Origin of the sequence: Arthrobacter sp. Br18 (assembly GCF_000520555.1) — a bacterium.
Lineage (GTDB): Bacteria > Actinomycetota > Actinomycetes > Actinomycetales > Micrococcaceae > Arthrobacter_D.
This window is the reverse complement of the sequence record NZ_KI914877.1, coordinates 55,351-70,805: the sequence shown is the minus strand read 5'-3', so window position 1 is coordinate 70,805 and position 15,455 is coordinate 55,351. Positions and strand designations below refer to the sequence as shown.

The 15,455-nt window shown below is 67.8% G+C and carries 16 protein-coding genes; 9 read left to right on the top strand and 7 right to left on the bottom strand.

Annotated elements, in window-relative coordinates:
- Positions 1-516: acyl-CoA dehydrogenase family protein (locus Y704_RS21160; protein WP_035772707.1), on the bottom strand; the 516-nt coding region annotated here is incomplete at its 3' end.
- A 10-nt stretch (positions 517-526) separates the two neighbouring features.
- Positions 527-1,273 carry a TetR/AcrR family transcriptional regulator gene (locus Y704_RS0112905; RefSeq protein ID WP_081747638.1) on the bottom strand — a complete coding sequence of 249 codons (747 nt, stop codon included), beginning with the start codon at positions 1,271-1,273 and terminating at the stop codon, positions 527-529.
- A 74-nt stretch (positions 1,274-1,347) separates the two neighbouring features.
- On the opposite strand from Y704_RS0112905, the gene Y704_RS0112900 reads away from it, so the two are divergent.
- From Y704_RS0112900 to Y704_RS0112880, 5 genes are read left to right on the top strand one after another with little or no spacing between them, the layout of a single operon-like run.
- Positions 1,348-2,658, top strand: a complete 1,311-nt coding sequence (locus Y704_RS0112900; RefSeq protein WP_026550423.1) for an acetyl-CoA C-acetyltransferase — start codon at positions 1,348-1,350, stop codon at positions 2,656-2,658.
- 2 nt (positions 2,659-2,660) lie between these two features.
- Positions 2,661-4,019 carry a 3-oxoacyl-ACP reductase gene (locus tag Y704_RS0112895; RefSeq protein ID WP_026550422.1) on the top strand — a complete coding sequence of 453 codons (1,359 nt, stop codon included), beginning with the start codon at positions 2,661-2,663 and terminating at the stop codon, positions 4,017-4,019.
- The gene (locus Y704_RS0112890) at positions 4,016-5,035 is read left to right on the top strand and encodes a MaoC family dehydratase (protein WP_026550421.1); all 1,020 of its coding nucleotides are present in this window, start codon (positions 4,016-4,018) and stop codon (positions 5,033-5,035) included. Before Y704_RS0112895 ends, Y704_RS0112890 begins: the two co-directional genes overlap by 4 nt.
- A 9-nt stretch (positions 5,036-5,044) precedes the next feature.
- The gene (locus tag Y704_RS0112885) at positions 5,045-6,268 is read left to right on the top strand and encodes a kynureninase (RefSeq protein WP_026550420.1); all 1,224 of its coding nucleotides are present in this window, start codon (positions 5,045-5,047) and stop codon (positions 6,266-6,268) included.
- A gap of 31 nt (positions 6,269-6,299) precedes the next feature.
- On the top strand, positions 6,300-7,058 hold the full coding sequence (locus tag Y704_RS0112880) for a M50 family metallopeptidase (RefSeq protein ID WP_051477027.1): 759 nt from the start codon (positions 6,300-6,302) through the stop codon (positions 7,056-7,058).
- Here the strand turns inward: Y704_RS0112880 and Y704_RS21155 are convergent.
- Both Y704_RS21155 and Y704_RS21150 read right to left on the bottom strand, forming a co-directional pair.
- Positions 7,031-8,158 (bottom strand): ATP-dependent DNA ligase, encoded by a 1,128-nt coding sequence (locus Y704_RS21155; RefSeq protein WP_051477026.1) that lies wholly within the window; start codon positions 8,156-8,158, stop codon positions 7,031-7,033. The two genes, Y704_RS0112880 and Y704_RS21155, sit on opposite strands and share 28 nt — an antisense overlap.
- Before the next feature lie 5 nt (positions 8,159-8,163).
- Positions 8,164-9,918: an alkaline phosphatase D family protein gene (locus Y704_RS21150; RefSeq protein WP_081747637.1), complete on the bottom strand. Its 1,755-nt coding sequence runs from the start codon at positions 9,916-9,918 to the stop codon at positions 8,164-8,166.
- Between the two features lie 209 nt (positions 9,919-10,127).
- On the opposite strand from Y704_RS21150, the gene Y704_RS0112865 reads away from it, so the two are divergent.
- Positions 10,128-10,841 carry a hypothetical protein gene (locus Y704_RS0112865; protein ID WP_026550418.1) on the top strand — a complete coding sequence of 238 codons (714 nt, stop codon included), beginning with the start codon at positions 10,128-10,130 and terminating at the stop codon, positions 10,839-10,841.
- A 33-nt stretch (positions 10,842-10,874) separates the two neighbouring features.
- Here Y704_RS0112865 and Y704_RS22835 read toward each other — a convergent pair whose 3' ends face one another.
- Entirely contained in the window at positions 10,875-11,621 is a 747-nt protein-coding gene (locus tag Y704_RS22835; protein WP_051477025.1) for an SDR family oxidoreductase, read from the bottom strand.
- On the bottom strand, positions 11,618-12,091 hold the full coding sequence (locus Y704_RS21140; protein WP_081747636.1) for a nuclear transport factor 2 family protein: 474 nt from the start codon (positions 12,089-12,091) through the stop codon (positions 11,618-11,620). The genes Y704_RS22835 and Y704_RS21140 overlap by 4 nt, the downstream gene beginning before the upstream one ends.
- A gap of 39 nt (positions 12,092-12,130) precedes the next feature.
- Here Y704_RS21140 and Y704_RS0112850 point away from each other — a divergent pair, with 39 nt between their 5' ends.
- Positions 12,131-12,772, top strand: a complete 642-nt coding sequence (locus tag Y704_RS0112850; protein WP_081747644.1) for a TetR/AcrR family transcriptional regulator — start codon at positions 12,131-12,133, stop codon at positions 12,770-12,772.
- A 41-nt stretch (positions 12,773-12,813) separates the two neighbouring features.
- Here the strand turns inward: Y704_RS0112850 and Y704_RS0112845 are convergent, their stop codons facing one another.
- Positions 12,814-13,437, bottom strand: a complete 624-nt coding sequence (locus Y704_RS0112845; RefSeq protein WP_253904327.1) for a TetR/AcrR family transcriptional regulator C-terminal domain-containing protein — start codon at positions 13,435-13,437, stop codon at positions 12,814-12,816.
- Positions 13,438-13,591: 154 nt separating this feature from the next.
- On the opposite strand from Y704_RS0112845, the gene Y704_RS0112840 reads away from it, so the two are divergent.
- Both Y704_RS0112840 and Y704_RS21135 read left to right on the top strand, forming a co-directional pair.
- Positions 13,592-14,623 (top strand): NAD(P)-dependent alcohol dehydrogenase, encoded by a 1,032-nt coding sequence (locus Y704_RS0112840; protein ID WP_253904326.1) that lies wholly within the window; start codon positions 13,592-13,594, stop codon positions 14,621-14,623.
- Positions 14,624-14,693: 70 nt separating this feature from the next.
- The gene (locus Y704_RS21135) at positions 14,694-15,455 is read left to right on the top strand and encodes a DUF4386 domain-containing protein (protein ID WP_081747635.1); all 762 of its coding nucleotides are present in this window, start codon (positions 14,694-14,696) and stop codon (positions 15,453-15,455) included.

Here is a 15,455-nt window from a genome sequence, read left to right as displayed (position 1 = left end):
GGCGGTGGTCGCGATGCTCGCGACATCCGAGCCGTGACCCGTCTCCGTCATCGCGAAGCACCCCGGGATGTCCATGTTCATGATGCCGGGCAGCCACGCCTCGTGGTGCTCCCGGGTACCGAGGTGCATCACCGCGGAACCGAAGAGGCCCCACTGCACGCCTGCCTTGATCTGCAGCGACGGGTCTGCGACCACGAGTTCCTCGAAGCCTGCAACATTTCCGCCGTGGTCGTCAGCTCCGCCGAGGGCGCTGGGGAAGGCGCGGTGCACTGCCTGCTGCTCCACGAGGTAGTGCAACTGGTCGAAGCAGCGCTTCCGGTGCTCCGTGGCGGACAGGCCCTCGATCTTCTGGATCTCGGGACGGCCGGCGAGTTCACGCGCGGTCCGTCGGACGTTCGCCCACTTGCCGAGGAGTAGTTCACCGAGGACCGCGGTGTCCACCACTGCGTCATCGTTGTCCCGGATTTCGGCGGTGGCGGGAACCTGGAGCTGCTGGCGGACGGCTGTCTGCGTCATGGCGTGTCCTTCACGGGTTGCTGGGTCGAGGGGAGGGTGCGGCGTGGCCGATGCCGTCGAAGAGCCAGGCGGTGATCTGGTCCGCCAGCTGTTCCTCGGTCGGCTTGCCGGGGCCGTCGGCGGTCGAAAGCCACATCTCGCCCGCGGCCCTCACCATGCCGATCGCGGCGCGCGGCCAGTACGCGGCATCGCCGGACCCGTCGGGCCCGTGCGCCGCAAGGAGATAGGAGGCCATCGGCTGGGCGATCATGTCCGTGGTCGCTTCGAGAAAGGAGGCGAGGGTGTCCGGCGAGCGGTCCCCGCCGGTGCTGCCTGCGGGCTCGGAAGTCCCGGAGCTGGTCACGAACGCGTAGACATGGGGCGAGGTCCGGGCCATCTGCAGGTAGGTGAACACCATGGACCACAATCCTTCGCGCGGGCCTGGGGCCTGGCGGGCGGCGTCGAGGACCTTCTGCTGCATCTGGCTGAGGACCACCTCGGCGACTGCCCGCTGCAGGCCGGTCTTGTCGCCGAAATACCGGTAGTAGACGGATTTGGACGTATCAGCCGCAGCGGCGATGTCCTCCATCGACGCCCCCGGCCCCAGCACATCGACCGCGCGGCGCGCGGATTTGATCAGGGCACGGCGGCGGGCTGTGCGGTGATCCTTCCACCTGCTGGAGCGACCGTCCCCGGGCGGCGAGTCCGAAGGAGCGGACACAGCACCGCGTGTCGATGCGCGCCCGGAAACGCCCGGGAACAGTGCGGCTGAGTTCATGATACTTAGCGTATCAGGTACGCTTGGTATCGATAACCCACGCGTGTCCACCGAGAACCACCAGGAGATCCTCCATGCCAGAACAGGCCAGCCCCACCAGCGCTCCCGTCCGCCAGGCAGTGGTGATCGGCGGAAACCGGATCCCCTTCGCCCGGTCAGGGGGAGCGTATGCCTACTCCTCCAACCAGGACATGCTCATCGCCGCACTCGACGGCCTGGTGGCGCGTTTCGGGCTGCAGGGGGAGCGGATCGGGGAGGTTGCGGCAGGAGCGGTCCTCAAGCACTCCCGTGACTTCAACCTCACGCGTGAGGCGGTACTGGGGTCGGCGCTCTCGCCCGCAACCCCTGCCTACGACGTGCAGCAGGCGTGCGCCACCGGGCTTGAAACCGTGGTGGGCCTTGCGAACAAGATCAAGCTCGGACAGATCGACTCCGGAATCGCGGGCGGAGTGGACTCCGCTTCGGACGCCCCCATCGCTGTCAGTGAAGGACTCCGGCGCGTCCTGCTGGATTTCTCACGCGCCCGGACGACGCAGCAGAAGATTAGGACGCTGGCAGGGCTGCGCCCGAAGGACCTCGCCCCGAACGCGCCGACCACCGGTGAGCCGCGCACGGGGCTGTCCATGGGCGAGCACCAGGCCCTCACGACGGCGGCCTGGGAGATCAGCCGCGAGGCACAGGACGAACTGGCGTTCCGCAGCCACTCCAATCTCGCCGCAGCCTATGAGCGGGGCTTCTTCTCGGATCTGGTGACCCCGTACCGTGGCGTCACCAAGGATGCCAATCTGCGTGCCGACACCTCGCTGGAGAAGCTTGCGACGCTGAAACCCGTGTTCGGCAAAGCTCTGCCCACCCCGGCGACCATGACGGCGGGCAACTCCACCCCACTCACCGACGGCGCGTCAGTGGTGCTGCTGGGCTCCGAGGACTACGCCCGGGCGCACAACTTGCCCATGCTCGCCAACGTGGTGGACGCCGAGGCTGCGGCGGTGGACTTCGTGAACGGCAAGGAGGGGCTCCTCATGGCTCCGGTCTACGCCCTGCCGCGGCTGCTCCAGCGCAACTCCCTCACCCTCGCGGACTTCGACTTCTTCGAGATCCACGAGGCCTTTGCCGGCACCGTCCTCAGCTCGCTGGCCGCCTGGGAGAACGACGACTTCTGCCGCAACCAGCTGGGCCTCGAGGGGGCCTTGGGGACCATCGACCGTGCCAAACTCAACGTCAACGGTTCCTCACTCGCCGCAGGCCATCCCTTTGCAGCGACGGGCGGCAGGATCGTCGCCTCGCTCGCGAAGGCACTGTCGGAGAAGGGCTCGGGGCGCGGACTCATCTCCGTTTGCGCTGCAGGCGGACAGGGCGTCGTCGCCATTCTCGAGGCGCGCTGATCATGGCCGACACCTACCTCGAGCTGATCAATAATCCGCTGCCCGCGAGGATCGCGAAGTCCCTCGGGTTGCCGCGGCCCGCTGTCCTCCGGCGCCACACGCCGGGGGAAGCCCTCGCGGACCATCCGCTACTCGTCGTCGGTTCCGGTCCCGGCGCCGACGCCCTCGCGGCCGAACTGCTGGCCTGGGATCTGGAGATCCGACGCCACGCCCTTCCGGGCGAGACGCTGAGTGCTGCAATCGTGGTGCTCGACGACGTGTCGGCGCCCATGGATCTCGCTGCACCGATGCTCGAGCTGGGCCAGGCTGTCCGGCTCCTGGCTGCGGGTGGCCGGGTAATCGGCCTGTTTCGCGCCCCCGGGGAGTCAACCGGTCCGGCACAGGCGGCGGCGCGGCAGGGTATCGACGGCGCCATCCGGTCCGTGGCCCGCGAACTCCGTCGAGGGGCCACCGCCAACGGCATCATCCTCCAGCGCTCGGCGCGCGTGGACGAGCCGAACGTCCTCGGGGCGCTGCGGTTCCTCCTGTCGGGAAAGAGCGCCTATGTGGACGGCCAGTTCCTCCCCGTGGGCCCGGCGCCGATCGCGTCGGCTGCCGGGAGCCGCGGAGACGGTGATCCTGGGCGGCCCCTCGCCGGCAGGACGGCGCTGGTCACGGGAGCCGCCCGGGGAATCGGCGCCGAGATCGCCGCGGTGCTGCACCGGGATGGAGCACACGTCGTCGTCGTGGACGTTCCGGCCGCGGGGGAGCAGCTGGCCCGGGTGGCCAACCGGGTGGGCGGCACCGCCCTCCAGCTCGACATCACCACGCCCGACGCCGGTGCACGCCTCCTCGCCCATGTCGCAGCACGGTACGGCGCACTCGACATCCTGGTGCACAACGCCGGGATCACGCGGGACAAGCTGCTCGCGAACATGGACGCAGCTCGCTGGGATTCAGTGGTGAACGTCAACATCACCTCGCAGCTGCGCATCAACGAGGCGGTCCTTGCGTCCGAGGTCTTCGCGCCGGACGGAAGAATCGTCAGCCTCGCCTCCACCAGCGGTATCGCGGGGAACCGCGGCCAGAGCAACTACGCCGCCTCCAAGGCCGGCGTGATCGGCATGGTACGTGCCACCTCAGTGGAGTTCGAAGGAACCGCACGCACCATCAACGCTGTGGCTCCCGGTTTCATCGAAACCGAGATGACGGCGAAGATTCCACCGCTGACCCGGCAGGTGGCGCGGCGGCTGAGCAGCCTTCAGCAGGGCGGGCTTCCCGTCGACGTCGCCGAAACCGTGGCGTTCCTCGCCTCCGGTTCCGCTGCGGGAATCAACGGCCAGGTGGTGCGGGTGTGCGGGCAGAACCTGGTGGGGGCATGAGCGAGGTAGTCCTCCGGCAGGTTCCTGGCCTGCCCGCGCTGTACCGGGACGCGGTGCTCCTTGCGGCGCGGCGCCGTTTCCGTGGCGCGGCCGTGCCCCTGACTGTGCCCGAGATACGGTACCGGGCCGACGGCGTACGCGTGGAGGCGCGGGCGCTGACCGCGTTCCAGCACCTGCTGGGCGAGCCCGCACGGGACACGCTGCCGTCCGCCTACGTGCACGCGGTCGCCTTCCCGGTCGCGATGAGCCTGCTGGCACGGCCCGATTTCCCGCTGCCGCTGCTCGGCATGGTGCACCTGGGCAACACGGTGCAGCAGTCAAGGAGTATCGCGGTGTCGGAGCGGCTGGACATCGTCGCGTCCGCGGAGAACCTTCGGGCCCATCGTGCGGGTACGCAGGTGGACGTCGTCACCGAGGTGTCGGTGGAGGGTGTCCCTGTCTGGACCGGACGCTCGGTCTACCTGACGCGCAGCGTGCTGCTACCCGCTACCGCTGACACACCGACGCCGGACCGCCCGGCCGAGACGCCGTTCGCGCCGCCCGTACCCACGGCCGTCTGGCGGTTCGACGGCAGTGCAGGACGGCGCTATGCCGCCGTCTCGGGGGACTGGAACCCCATCCACCTCAGCGCCTTCTCGGCGAAGGCACTCGGCATGAAGCGGTCCATCGCGCACGGCATGTACCTTGCGGCCCGCATGCTCGCCCAGGCCTGCCCCGGCCCCACCGACGACCTGCGCTGGAGCATCGACTTCGCAACCCCTGTGCTCCTGCCGGGCATGGTGGCCGTCGCGTTCACCGATGCAACTCCATCCGGAAACCTGCAGGGCACACCGCGGGAGGGGAAGCAGCTCCCGGAGTCAGGGTTACCAGGGCGCAGCAGGCCCGGCGGCGCCGGCGGGACCGGAAGCGCCCACCCTGACGTCACACCAGCCGGCCGAGTCCGGACCGACATCGTCGGCTGGTCACGGGAGAGGAGCCGGCCGCACTTCACCGGCCGCGTGGAGCGCTCCGCCTAGACTGGGCAGATGATGGACCTGCTGCTCCTGGCTCGCGAGCTCGACTCCCAGGACCCCCTGGCCGACTTCCGCAAGCGCTTCCTGACCGCCGAGGAAAGCGACGTCGTCGCGTATCTCGACGGAAACTCCCTCGGCCGGCCGCTGGCGACAACGCCCGACACGCTGTCGGACTTCGTGCGCTCGCAGTGGGCCGGGCGGCTGATCCGGGGGTGGGACGAGGGCTGGCTGTCGCTTCCGGAGCGGATCGGCGACCTGCTGGGAGAAGTGGCACTCGGCGCGGCCCCGGGCCAGTGCATCGTGGCGGATTCCACGAGTGTCCTCCTCTACAAACTGGCACGCGCCGCGATATCTGCCCGTCCGGGACGTTCGGAAATCGTGATCGACCGCGACAACTTCCCCACCGACCGCTTCATCATGGAGGGGATCGCGCGCGAGTGCGGCCTCACCATCCGGTGGCTGGACACGCAGTACGACGCCGGAGCCACCGTTGCCGGGGTGACGGGCGCCGTCGGACCGGCGACCGCGCTCGTGGTGCTGAGCCACGTCGCGTACCGATCCGGGCACTGCGCCGACGTGCCCGGCATCACGGCTGCTGTCCACGCCGCCGGAGCGCTGGCGCTGTGGGATCTCAGCCACTCGGTGGGTTCCGTGCCGGCGGAGCTCGACTCCTGGGGCGTCGATTACGCGACCGGCTGCAGTTACAAGTACCTCAATGGTGGTCCCGGCGCTCCCGCCTGGGCGTATATCGCATCGCGGCACCTTCCGAACTTCTCCCAGCCCATCCAGGGCTGGCTGGGCAGCGCCGATCCGTTCGCTATGGGCGGGTCCTATGAGCCCGCAGAGGGTATCCGGAGGATCGTCTCGGGAACACCGCCCATCGTGGGAATGCTCGCCATGCAGGACATGCTGGGAGTCCTGGCTGAGGCGGGAATGGCAGAGGTCCGGGCAAAATCGATGGCCCTGACCGACTTCGCCGTCCGGGCGGTGGATGAACTGCTCGGCAATCACGGCGTGGTGGTGGCTTCTCCCCGAACCGCAGGGCAGCGCGGCGGCCACATCACCATCGACCACCCCGGCTTCGCGGACATGGTGCCCGAGCTGTGGGCAGCCGGCGTCATTCCGGACTACCGGAATCCCTCCGGAATACGCCTGGGACTGTCGCCGCTGTCGACTTCCTTCGAGGAGACCCTGCGCGGCGTTCGCAGCATCGCCGAACGAATGGGCAGGAACTAGCTCTCTTGCTTCCCGGAAACGTGCACGCTTCATGACCGATTTGTCCATGACCGACTTCGCCTCCACGTGGTGGGGGCTCATCGTGGGGGGTTTCTCGCTGGTTCCGGCGCCGGCCATCGGCGCACTGCAGCTTGCCGCGATCCTCGGGTCCGCCGTCGCGCTGTCGCTGCCTGCGGCATCCTGGCGTTACTTCGGTCTGTTCGTGACCACTGTCCACGAGCTCGGACACGCGGTTGCCGCCCTGGTGTCGCTGCAGCGCGTGAGCGGGATCGAGCTGCGGTTCAACCACTCGGGCGTCACCATGACCCGGGGGAGGGGCGGTTGGCGCGCGGTGTGGACGGCGTTCTGGGGGTACCCGGTGCCGGCCCTTGTGGGGGTGGCGCTGGTGGGCGCCGCTGTTTCCGGGGCCGCGTCGGTGGCACTGTCCCTCGGCGCCCTGGTGCTTCTTGCGCTGGTCTTCCTCATCCGTAACCTGCAGGGATTCGTGGTCGCCGGGCTGCTGGTGGGGCTCTCGACGGCGCTCGTCTGGTACGCCGGCCCCCAGCTGACCGGTTACGCGGCACTGTCAACGGGCGTTGCGCTCCTCGTCGGCGCCGTGAAGGACTGGTTCAAGGTGACGCGGGTCCACCTGCGCAGCCGTGCGGAACTCGCCTCCTCGGACGCATACCTCCTTGCCCAGCGCAGCGGCGTTCCCGCCGTCGTCTGGCTCGGTCTTTTCGCCTGCGTGATCGGGGCCTGTCTCGCCGGGGCAGCGGGTTTCCTCTATTCGGCGGTATCGCTGTCGCCCTGAGCGGTACCGCTGCCGCTGTCGGTGGCTGAGCGCCGGGGTCGGTTCGTCAGGAACTCTGTGAGGTCGAAGGTGAGCGCCTCCTCGAGCTGGGCGTAGGTGCAGGACGCAGGGTCGCGGTCCGGCCTCCACCGGCTGAACTGGGCGGTGTGGCGGAAACGATCGCCCTCCAAATGGTCGTAGCGGACTTCGACCACGCGCTCCGGGCGCAGCGCGACGAAGGAGAGGTCCTTGCCGCCCGACCACCGGCTGCCTTCGGCATCGAGCGGTGTACGGCCACCGCCGGGTTCCCTGGCCGGGGACCACGGATGATCGTCGGGAGCGGTGACCAACGGTTGCAGCTCGGCGAACAGCTCCTTCCGACGCGCGGCCGGGAAAGCGCTCACGACGCCCACAGCCGCCAGTCCGCCGTCGCCGGAGTACAGGCCGAGCAGCAGGGAGCCGATGCTCGCATCGTCGGACTTGTGCGGACGGTAACCGGCCACCACGCAGTCGGCGGTCCTCTCATGCTTGATCTTGAACATGGCCCGCTTGTTGGGCGCATAGGTGCCGTCGAGCGGCTTTGCGACGATGCCGTCCAGTCCGGCGCCTTCGAACTCCGCGAACCACCGCTTCGCCACCTCCGAATTCTCCGTTGCCGGCGTGAGGTAGATGGGCGGCCGGGACGCGGCCAGCACTTCCTCAAGAAGCGCGCGGCGCTCGCTGAAGGGTTTCCGCGTATGGTCCTCGCTGCCGCTGGCGAGCAGGTCGAAGGCGACGAACCCGGCGGGGGTTTCCTCTGCCAGCAGGGCCACGCGGCTGGCTGCCGGGTGGATCCGTTGCTGAAGCACCTCGAACTCGAGCCGTCCGCCGACCGCGAGCACGATCTCGCCGTCGAGGACACAGCGATCGGGCAGGTTGTCCTTCAGCGCAGCGACAAGTTCGGGAAAGTAGCGCGTCAGGGGCTTGCCGTTCCGGGACCCGATCTCCACTTCGGCACCGTCGCGGAAGATCAGGGCCCGGAACCCGTCCCACTTCGGTTCGAAGCACAGCGGACCTGCAGGAATCGCCGGCACTGATTTCGCGAGCATCGGGGCGACGGGCGGCATCACGGGAAGGCGCATGGTTCCTACCGCCGCCTTCCTCTGTGCGCCCGTGCGGCCTTGTGGGCCGGGAGGGCTACCTCCGGCACCGCGTCCCCTCCCGGCACCTCGTCGACAGTCCCACGCGCCGGCACAGTCATCGCGGCGACCTCCTTCAGCCCGGGGTGGAGATGGTCGCCGTCGTCCACGGTTCCCGTCTGCCACGACAGAGTGAGCCCCTCAGGGGTGTCCTCCAGCGCGGCCAGATTGTTGTCGAACCACGGCCCCCGAATGTTCCGCCAGCGAAACGGCGGGTCGGGAACCTTCACGGAGCGTGCCACGAGCGCCCCGAGCGGTGCTGCGACACCGTAGGACAGGATGGCGGTGGAGGAACGCAGGAGCCGGGGCAGCGGATTGCGGATGGGGGAGCAGACCGCCTGGAGGATGCGGCTGCCCGAAGTCCTGTCCACCTCCGCGACGTACGAGAAGTGGACATCTCCCGACAGGAAGGTGACCGTCTCCGGGGCAGGTCCACGCTTGCCGTCCGCCACCTCCGTCGCCATGAGGGCCACGGCACGAAAACTGTTCTGGAAGGCAGCCCAGTGCTCAAGATCCATGCCCTGCCGCAGCTTCTCGCCCAGTCGTGCGCCCAGCCTGCCCCACGCACCCTGCGCGAGGGCCTCGTCCCATGACTCGATGTGGTGCAGTCCCAGCGGCAGCAGGAACGGCAGCGAGGTTCCCACCAGCAGGTGCCGGAAGCCCCCCACCATCTTGCTGTCCAGCCAGGCCGTCTCCTCCTCGTTGAGCAGGGCGCGCGCATCGGGTGTCAGCACGCGTGACACCCGAGAGTCGACCACGATCAGGCGCGTGTCATCGAAGTCGCGGAAATAGCTCCACCGGTAGCTGGCGGGGTCCTTGTCCGCCCGGTCGGCGAAGGCATCGAGCTCGTCGCCCAGGTCGAGTTCGTCCTCGTCGGAATGGGTGACGACCCGTTGCCAGATCTCATCCTCCGCACGCCGTTCCGGCGACAGGTTGCCGAGGTGCTGGTACACCCAGTAGGACGCCAGCCCAGCGACAATCCGGTCCTGCCACCAGGAGGTGGCCTCCATTTCCTGCTTCCAGGTCGTGGAGGCGTTCCAGTCGTCGCGGATATCGTGGTCGTCGAAGATCATGGCGCTCGGGAGGGTGGACAGCAGCCAGCGGTTGGCGTCGTCGGACCAGGCCAGGCTGTACAGGTGGGCGTACTCCTCATAGTCCTTCAGCTCGGCGCCGGGGTCCTCCTCGATGTCCCTCCGCCCTCGGATGAACTGCTGCATCTCCTTGCTGGTGGAGTCGGCGTAGACCTGGTCGCCGAGGAAGAGGATCATGTCGGGCCGGCGGGAGGCGCCTCCCTGCGCCATGGACAGCGCGTAGGCGCGCATCGCATCGATGCCGTGGGTCATGTTGCCCTCCCGGGTATGGGGGACGCTCGTGCGGCAGGACCCGAAGGCGAGCAACAGGGGTTCGCCCGGCGTGCGGGTGGCGATCGTCGACGCCGGAAACGCGGGCTTCCGCTCCGGATCCGGCCACACCCGCAGCCCGTCGATTTCCACGGTGTAGGCAGTGACGCTACCCGGCTGGAGCCCCGTCGCCTCCACCAGTGAGTAGTGGTGGCCGTGGACGGCGAAAGTGCGTGCCTCCCAGGAGGTGCGGTCTGCGCGGACGATGACCGATGCGGCGTCCCGGGTTTCCACCCAGATGCTCGCCGAGGTTTCGTCGACGTACCGCAGGATGGGGCCGAGGACCAGGGCTGTCGTGCTCATGGATATGTTTCTACTCCTCGGAAGCGCTGACCGCCATGCAATCCCGGTGAGTCCTCCCGACCCCGTCGCCCGACGGGCCCGGCTTCACGGAATTGTGTTGCGAGACCGTGACCGGAAAGGACGACGAGCGGCCTCGCGATGGCTGTAGAATCCGCATTACCACCAGGCTCAATAATCACTTCAGCCCCACCATAGAACAGGCCGACCCCTTGACCAAGCGACTCCTTCTGGCACTTTCCGTCAGCGCACTGCTACTCAACGGCTGCGCGACCGCGGCGGACACCGCCAGTGATCCGGCCACCACGGCCACCGGCATGGCCGATGCCACCGCCACGGCGGAGGACACTGCGACGTCGGCTCCTCCGACTGCCGTGGCTCCTCCGGCGGCGTCCTCTGCGGCGCCCCCGGTCGAACCGGCACCGGCCCAGGCCGAGCCTCCTGCCGAGCCTCCCGCCGCGCCGCCTGCCGCGCCGCCTGCCGCGCCGCCTGCCGAACCGCCTGCACCCGCGCCGGTCCCTGCCGAGGTTCAGGAACCACCGGCAGCCGCACCGATCGTGCCGTTGCCCGCCGATGCTCAGCCACCGTCGGACACGTCCCCCTATCCGGGCAGTTCGCCGTCGGTTGCCTTCAGCGCACCGGTGACGCCCGAATGGTCCATCTGGATCGCCGGGCGGTCCTGGAAGGTCACCGGCGCCGGCTACGCGCCGGGGGAGCAGCTCCGGATCTTCTTCGCCCCCTACCAGACCGATCATTCACCGATGGAGGACACCTTCGTCACAGCTGACGCCGAGGGCCGCTACACGGCCTGGCTCCACGTTCCGATGCAGGTGGCGCCGGGTACCTACGGCATCATGACGTCAGCCGTCCCGTTCACCGAGGCGAGCAAGAGGCACGGCATGGTCGAGGTGGTTGCCGCCTTCTGACAGCCCGGCGACGCCGATGGCTGCCGGTCACCGTCAGGCCACGACGGACGAGGATCCGTGACGGGCCACGAAGTCGGCCAGTGTGGTCGGGGTGATCCCGTAGGTTCTCGCCAGGTCGGCCATGGGGACGGGGGAGTCGTAGCCGTCGAGTGCCGTCAGCAGTTCCACGAGGAAGCCGGGCATGGCAGGGATGGGATCCCCCGGCGAAGCGGTGTGGACCTCGATGGGCCGTCCGAGGTGTTCCTCGAAGCAGGTGACTGCCGCTCGCCAGGACACCGCCTCGGGGCCGCCGAGCTGGAGCATCCGATTGTCCGCTTCGCGATGCCGTAGGGCCGCGAGGGTGTATGCGGCGACGTCCTCGATGGCGATGAGGGAGTGCCTGCGCAGGCCGTTCTCCGCTTCCGCCTTGGCGCGCAGCAGGGGCAAGGGGCTGTCAGGGCTCGCTCCGAGGGCGGAGATGAACACGAACCGCCGGACACCCTGCTTCGTCGCGGCGTCGACGAGGTTCCGGTTCCCGGACCGGTCGACGGTGTCGAGGGTATCGGGTTCGCCACGTGCCATGGACGTGGCCGTGGTGATCACGGTGTCGACGCCGGTACAGGCTCGGTCGAGTGAGGCGGGGTCCTTCAGGTCCCCGACCACGAGCTCAACGCCGGCGGCCCGCAGCCAGCCGGTATCGGAACCTGGGCGTGTCAGGGCACGGATCGGCTCCCGGTGCTGCAGGAGCTTCTCGGTGATACGCCGTCCGAGCTGTCCGGTGGCTCCTACGAGGAGGATCATGATTCTTCCTTGGGGTTTTCGGATGTTCCGGTGCCGATGAGGGTGGTGACAGCTCCGTCGGCATCAGGGCCGGAGTGTTCGACCGGTTCGAGATAGAACCGGGCCTGCGTGATGGCGCCGTCCGTCACGGTGAAGATCACAATTCCGCGCAGAAGGTGGGCTGATCCGTCGGTGCGGGTCCCGCGGTGTTCCCACTCCGTCCAGACAACCTGGTCATCGACTGCCGTCCTCAGCAGTTCGGCGCACAGGTCAGGAACCGCTGCGAAAATCCGCTCCCAGTTCATCCGCACCTGGGACCGGCCGGAGAAGCTTCGTTCAGGATGCGCGGGTGTCACGTTGACGTAGTGAGGCGCAAAGCAGGAGACCAGCTCGTCGAGATCGTGATTGTTCACCGACCCGGTAAGCCTGCGGATCACGGCCAGCGGGTCGGCGGCGGGGCGCTGGTTGACGGTCACCGGCCGACCTTTCATTACAGTAGGCTGTACCCAATATTGAGTATGGGACGGGACATGGAATCAGTCAAGAGGCGTCGCACCTATGACGCATCCGGGCGGCGCGCCCGGGCCGAACGCACCCGCGGAGCCGTGCTGGATGCTGCTTTGCGCAGCTTCCTTGCAACGGGGTACGCCGCCACCACCGTGTCCGACATTGCGCAACAGGCAGGAGTATCGGTCGAAACGGTCTACAAGACGTTCGGGAGCAAGGCCGGGTTGGTCCATGCGATCTATGAGCAGGGTCTCGCCGGGCCAGGCCCGGTCAGCGCTCCGGTGCGGTCCGATGAGATGCGTCTGCACGTGAAGGACCCCCAGGAACTGATGTATCACTGGGGCACTCTGACCGCGGAGGTGGCCGGCACCCTGACGCCCGTCCTGATGCTGATCCGCGCCGCGGCCGGATCGGATCCTGCCATGTCCGCCCTGTTGGCCGAGACCAGCACCCGACGGCTGGTGCGGATGGAGCACAACGCCCGCTTCCTGCTCGAGCGGGGCTTCCTGCGCCCCGACACCACGTTCGGCACGGCAGTGGATGTCATGTGGACGTGCAGCTCGCCTGAGCTCTATGACCTGCTGGTCCTTCAGAGGGGCTGGTCCGGGCAGCAATTCGCCCGGTTCGTCGCCGAAACCCTGCGGGCTGCCTTGCTCGTCCAGTAAGCCGCCGCTTCGCGGCGTGGCCCGAGCAGCCAGGAAGAGGTTCACCCCGGGCGGTGCGAGATCCAGCCCTCGAGGGAGTCGAGGATCACCTTGAGTCCGATGTCGAACTCATCGCCGAAGTTGTACCCCGGTTGGAGAACGCGCTCCGTGGCGATCTCGTAGAGGTACGGGTACCTGCCGTCCGAGAACTGCTGAACCATCGGTTCGGCAACCTGTGCGACAGGCTCGGAACCGTTCAGGGGAAGCGCGGCTTCCTGAAGCGCAAAGCCGTAGATGTAGCTGTCGAGCAGGGCGTAGGCATGGGAGGTCAGCTTCACCGAAAAGCCGGCCCTGCGCAGGACGCCGAGGGTCGCTTCATGATGACGCAGCGTTGCACCGCCGGGACTCGTGCGGGACTCGAGCAGCCCGATGGCCCAGGTGTGGCGGCGCAGGACAGCGCGGACCGAATGCGCACGCCGATACATCCCGCTGCGCCAGCCACCCACGTCGGACGGCAGGTCGATCTCGCTGAACACCAGGTCCACGAGACTGTCGAGGATCTCGTCCTTGTTGGCGACATAGTGGTAGATCGACATGGGCCTTGTCCCCATTGCATCAGCGAGCGAACGGATCGTGAGTGATCCTATCCCTGACTCGTCAGCCAGGATCAGGGCACTGCTCAACACCCTCTCCCGACTGAGCCGCGCTCGCCCTCGAGTCGTACTCCGTGCTGATTCCGCCGACATTCTGCTCCTGAGACCGTGGTGCTTTGGTACAACGTACGAGCCCATTTCGTACATAGTACGAAAACCGATATCGCACCACGTGGGGAGAGCAGTAATGACCACCGATCAGCAGCACGGGGCGGCAGGCCGCACAGGGGATCGTGAGCCGGCACCCGGCAGGATGAGGGCGATCGTGCAGGACCGCTACGGCACCGCCGAGGTCCTGCGAACCGGGTGGGTTCCACGGCCCACCATCGGGGACAATGAGGTACTCGTTCGGGTACACGCGGCAGGTCTCGACCGGGGAGCGTGGCACCTGATGACCGGTACGCCCTATCTGATCCGCCTGGGCACAGGATTACGGGGTCCCCGAAACCCCGTCATCGGTTCGGACGTGGCGGGCACGGTCACCGACGTCGGCAGGGCAGTTACTGCCTTCCGGGTCGGTGAGGAGGTGTTCGGGGCAGGTAAAGGCTCCTTCGCGGAGTATGCGGTGGCCCGGGAGGACAGGCTCGCCCACAAGCCCGCGGGAGTGACATTCGAGCAGGCCGCAGTGGTTCCGGTCTCGGCGCTCACTGCACTGCAGGCCCTGCGCGATGCCGGCCGCGTCGCACAGGGGCAGAAGGTGCTGATTCTCGGCGCTTCCGGGGGTGTGGGCAGTTACGCAGTTCAACTGGCCCGGGCGTTCGGCGCCGAAACCACCGGGGTGTGCGGCACCGGGAAGCTCGATTTCGTGTGCTCCCTCGGTGCTGACCACGTACTTGACTACACCCGCGACGACTTCGCCGACGGAGCCCGGCGTTATGACCTGATTCTGGACATCGGCGGCAACCCGGAACTTGCCCGGCTCCGCCGCGCGCTCAAGCCCCGAGGTACTGCCGTCCTGGTCGGCGGTGAGGGCGGCGGCACCTGGACGGGCATCGGACGGCAGCTACGGGCCGTGATGCTGTCGCCGTTCGTTCCCCAGCGCCTGGTCATGCTGATGTCCACACAGCGTTCCAGCGACCTGAGGCTGCTCGCCGGTCTCATCGAGGACGGCACCGTGACGCCTCGCGTCGGCAGCAGCTATCCGCTTGATCAGGTTCCGGACGCCATGCGATACCTCGAGGCCGGGAAGGCGCGTGGAAAAACAGCAATCACACTCTGACCGCCCCTCCTGCCTCCGCCCAGCGTCCATACTCCGCCCACCGCACCTGACCGTCGAAGGAAGAAACACCATGTCCATCCTGACGCCGAACGAATCCCCCCGGCAGCTTCCCCTCACCCGGGCCGCCGGCTCCCTGCGCAGGCCCAGCCTGATCGCGGGAAGTACGCTCCTTGCCATGACGGTATTCTCCGTCTATGGCGTCTTCGGACCCGTGGAAACCCTCGTGACGGCGGGAGATGCCTCCCGAACGGCCGTGGACGTCGCCGCTTCCGAGACATTGTTCCGCTCTGGCATCGCCAGCCTGATCATCGTGGTCGTCCTGGACGTCATTGTGGCAGCGGCACTTTTCGAGGTGTTCGCGTCGGTGAACCGGGCGGTCTCGATGATTGCCGCATGGTTCAGGCTTGCCTATTCTGCGGTCTTCCTGGTGGCGATCAGCCAGCTTCTGGAGGTGCCGGCAGTGCCCGGAGACGGGGATCGGATGCTGCTCGCAGTTGATGCCTTCGCCAGGATCTGGGACACCGGACTGATCCTCTTCGCCCTGCACCTGCTCCTGATCGGTTACCTCGCGTATCGATCCGAATTCATGGCGAAAATCTTCGGGATCCTCCTCGTGGTTGCCGGGCTTGGCTACCTGACGGACGGTTTCAGCGCTGTGTTGGTCCCGGAACTCTCGATCGGCGTCGCCCGGTTCGTCTTCGTGGGCGAAGTTGCACTCATCTTTTGGCTCCTTGTCAGGGGCCGCCGGATGACCCTGGGGCTGGTGGGCCGGGGTTATCAGCGACCCCGTCATGAAACCGACTTCCGACCCCCGGGTGCTTCCGATGCCTGA

Bases quoted from the DNA above. Each gene is read 5' to 3' on its own strand.
- Y704_RS0112905 (WP_081747638.1), bottom strand. From the start codon at position 1,273: ATGAACTCAGCCGCACTGTTCCCGGGCGTTTCCGGGCGCGCATCGACA.
- Y704_RS0112900 (WP_026550423.1), top strand. From the start codon at position 1,348: ATGCCAGAACAGGCCAGCCCCACCAGCGCTCCCGTCCGCCAGGCAGTG.
- Y704_RS0112895 (WP_026550422.1), top strand. From the start codon at position 2,661: ATGGCCGACACCTACCTCGAGCTGATCAATAATCCGCTGCCCGCGAGG.
- Y704_RS0112890 (WP_026550421.1), top strand. From the start codon at position 4,016: ATGAGCGAGGTAGTCCTCCGGCAGGTTCCTGGCCTGCCCGCGCTGTAC.
- Y704_RS0112885 (WP_026550420.1), top strand. From the start codon at position 5,045: ATGATGGACCTGCTGCTCCTGGCTCGCGAGCTCGACTCCCAGGACCCC.
- Y704_RS0112880 (WP_051477027.1), top strand. From the start codon at position 6,300: ATGACCGATTTGTCCATGACCGACTTCGCCTCCACGTGGTGGGGGCTC.
- Y704_RS21155 (WP_051477026.1), bottom strand. From the start codon at position 8,158: ATGCGCCTTCCCGTGATGCCGCCCGTCGCCCCGATGCTCGCGAAATCA.
- Y704_RS21150 (WP_081747637.1), bottom strand. From the start codon at position 9,918: ATGAGCACGACAGCCCTGGTCCTCGGCCCCATCCTGCGGTACGTCGAC.
- Y704_RS22835 (WP_051477025.1), bottom strand. From the start codon at position 11,621: ATGATCCTCCTCGTAGGAGCCACCGGACAGCTCGGACGGCGTATCACC.
- Y704_RS21140 (WP_081747636.1), bottom strand. From the start codon at position 12,091: ATGAAAGGTCGGCCGGTGACCGTCAACCAGCGCCCCGCCGCCGACCCG.
- Y704_RS0112850 (WP_081747644.1), top strand. From the start codon at position 12,131: ATGGAATCAGTCAAGAGGCGTCGCACCTATGACGCATCCGGGCGGCGC.
- Y704_RS0112840 (WP_253904326.1), top strand. From the start codon at position 13,592: ATGACCACCGATCAGCAGCACGGGGCGGCAGGCCGCACAGGGGATCGT.
- Y704_RS21135 (WP_081747635.1), top strand. From the start codon at position 14,694: ATGTCCATCCTGACGCCGAACGAATCCCCCCGGCAGCTTCCCCTCACC.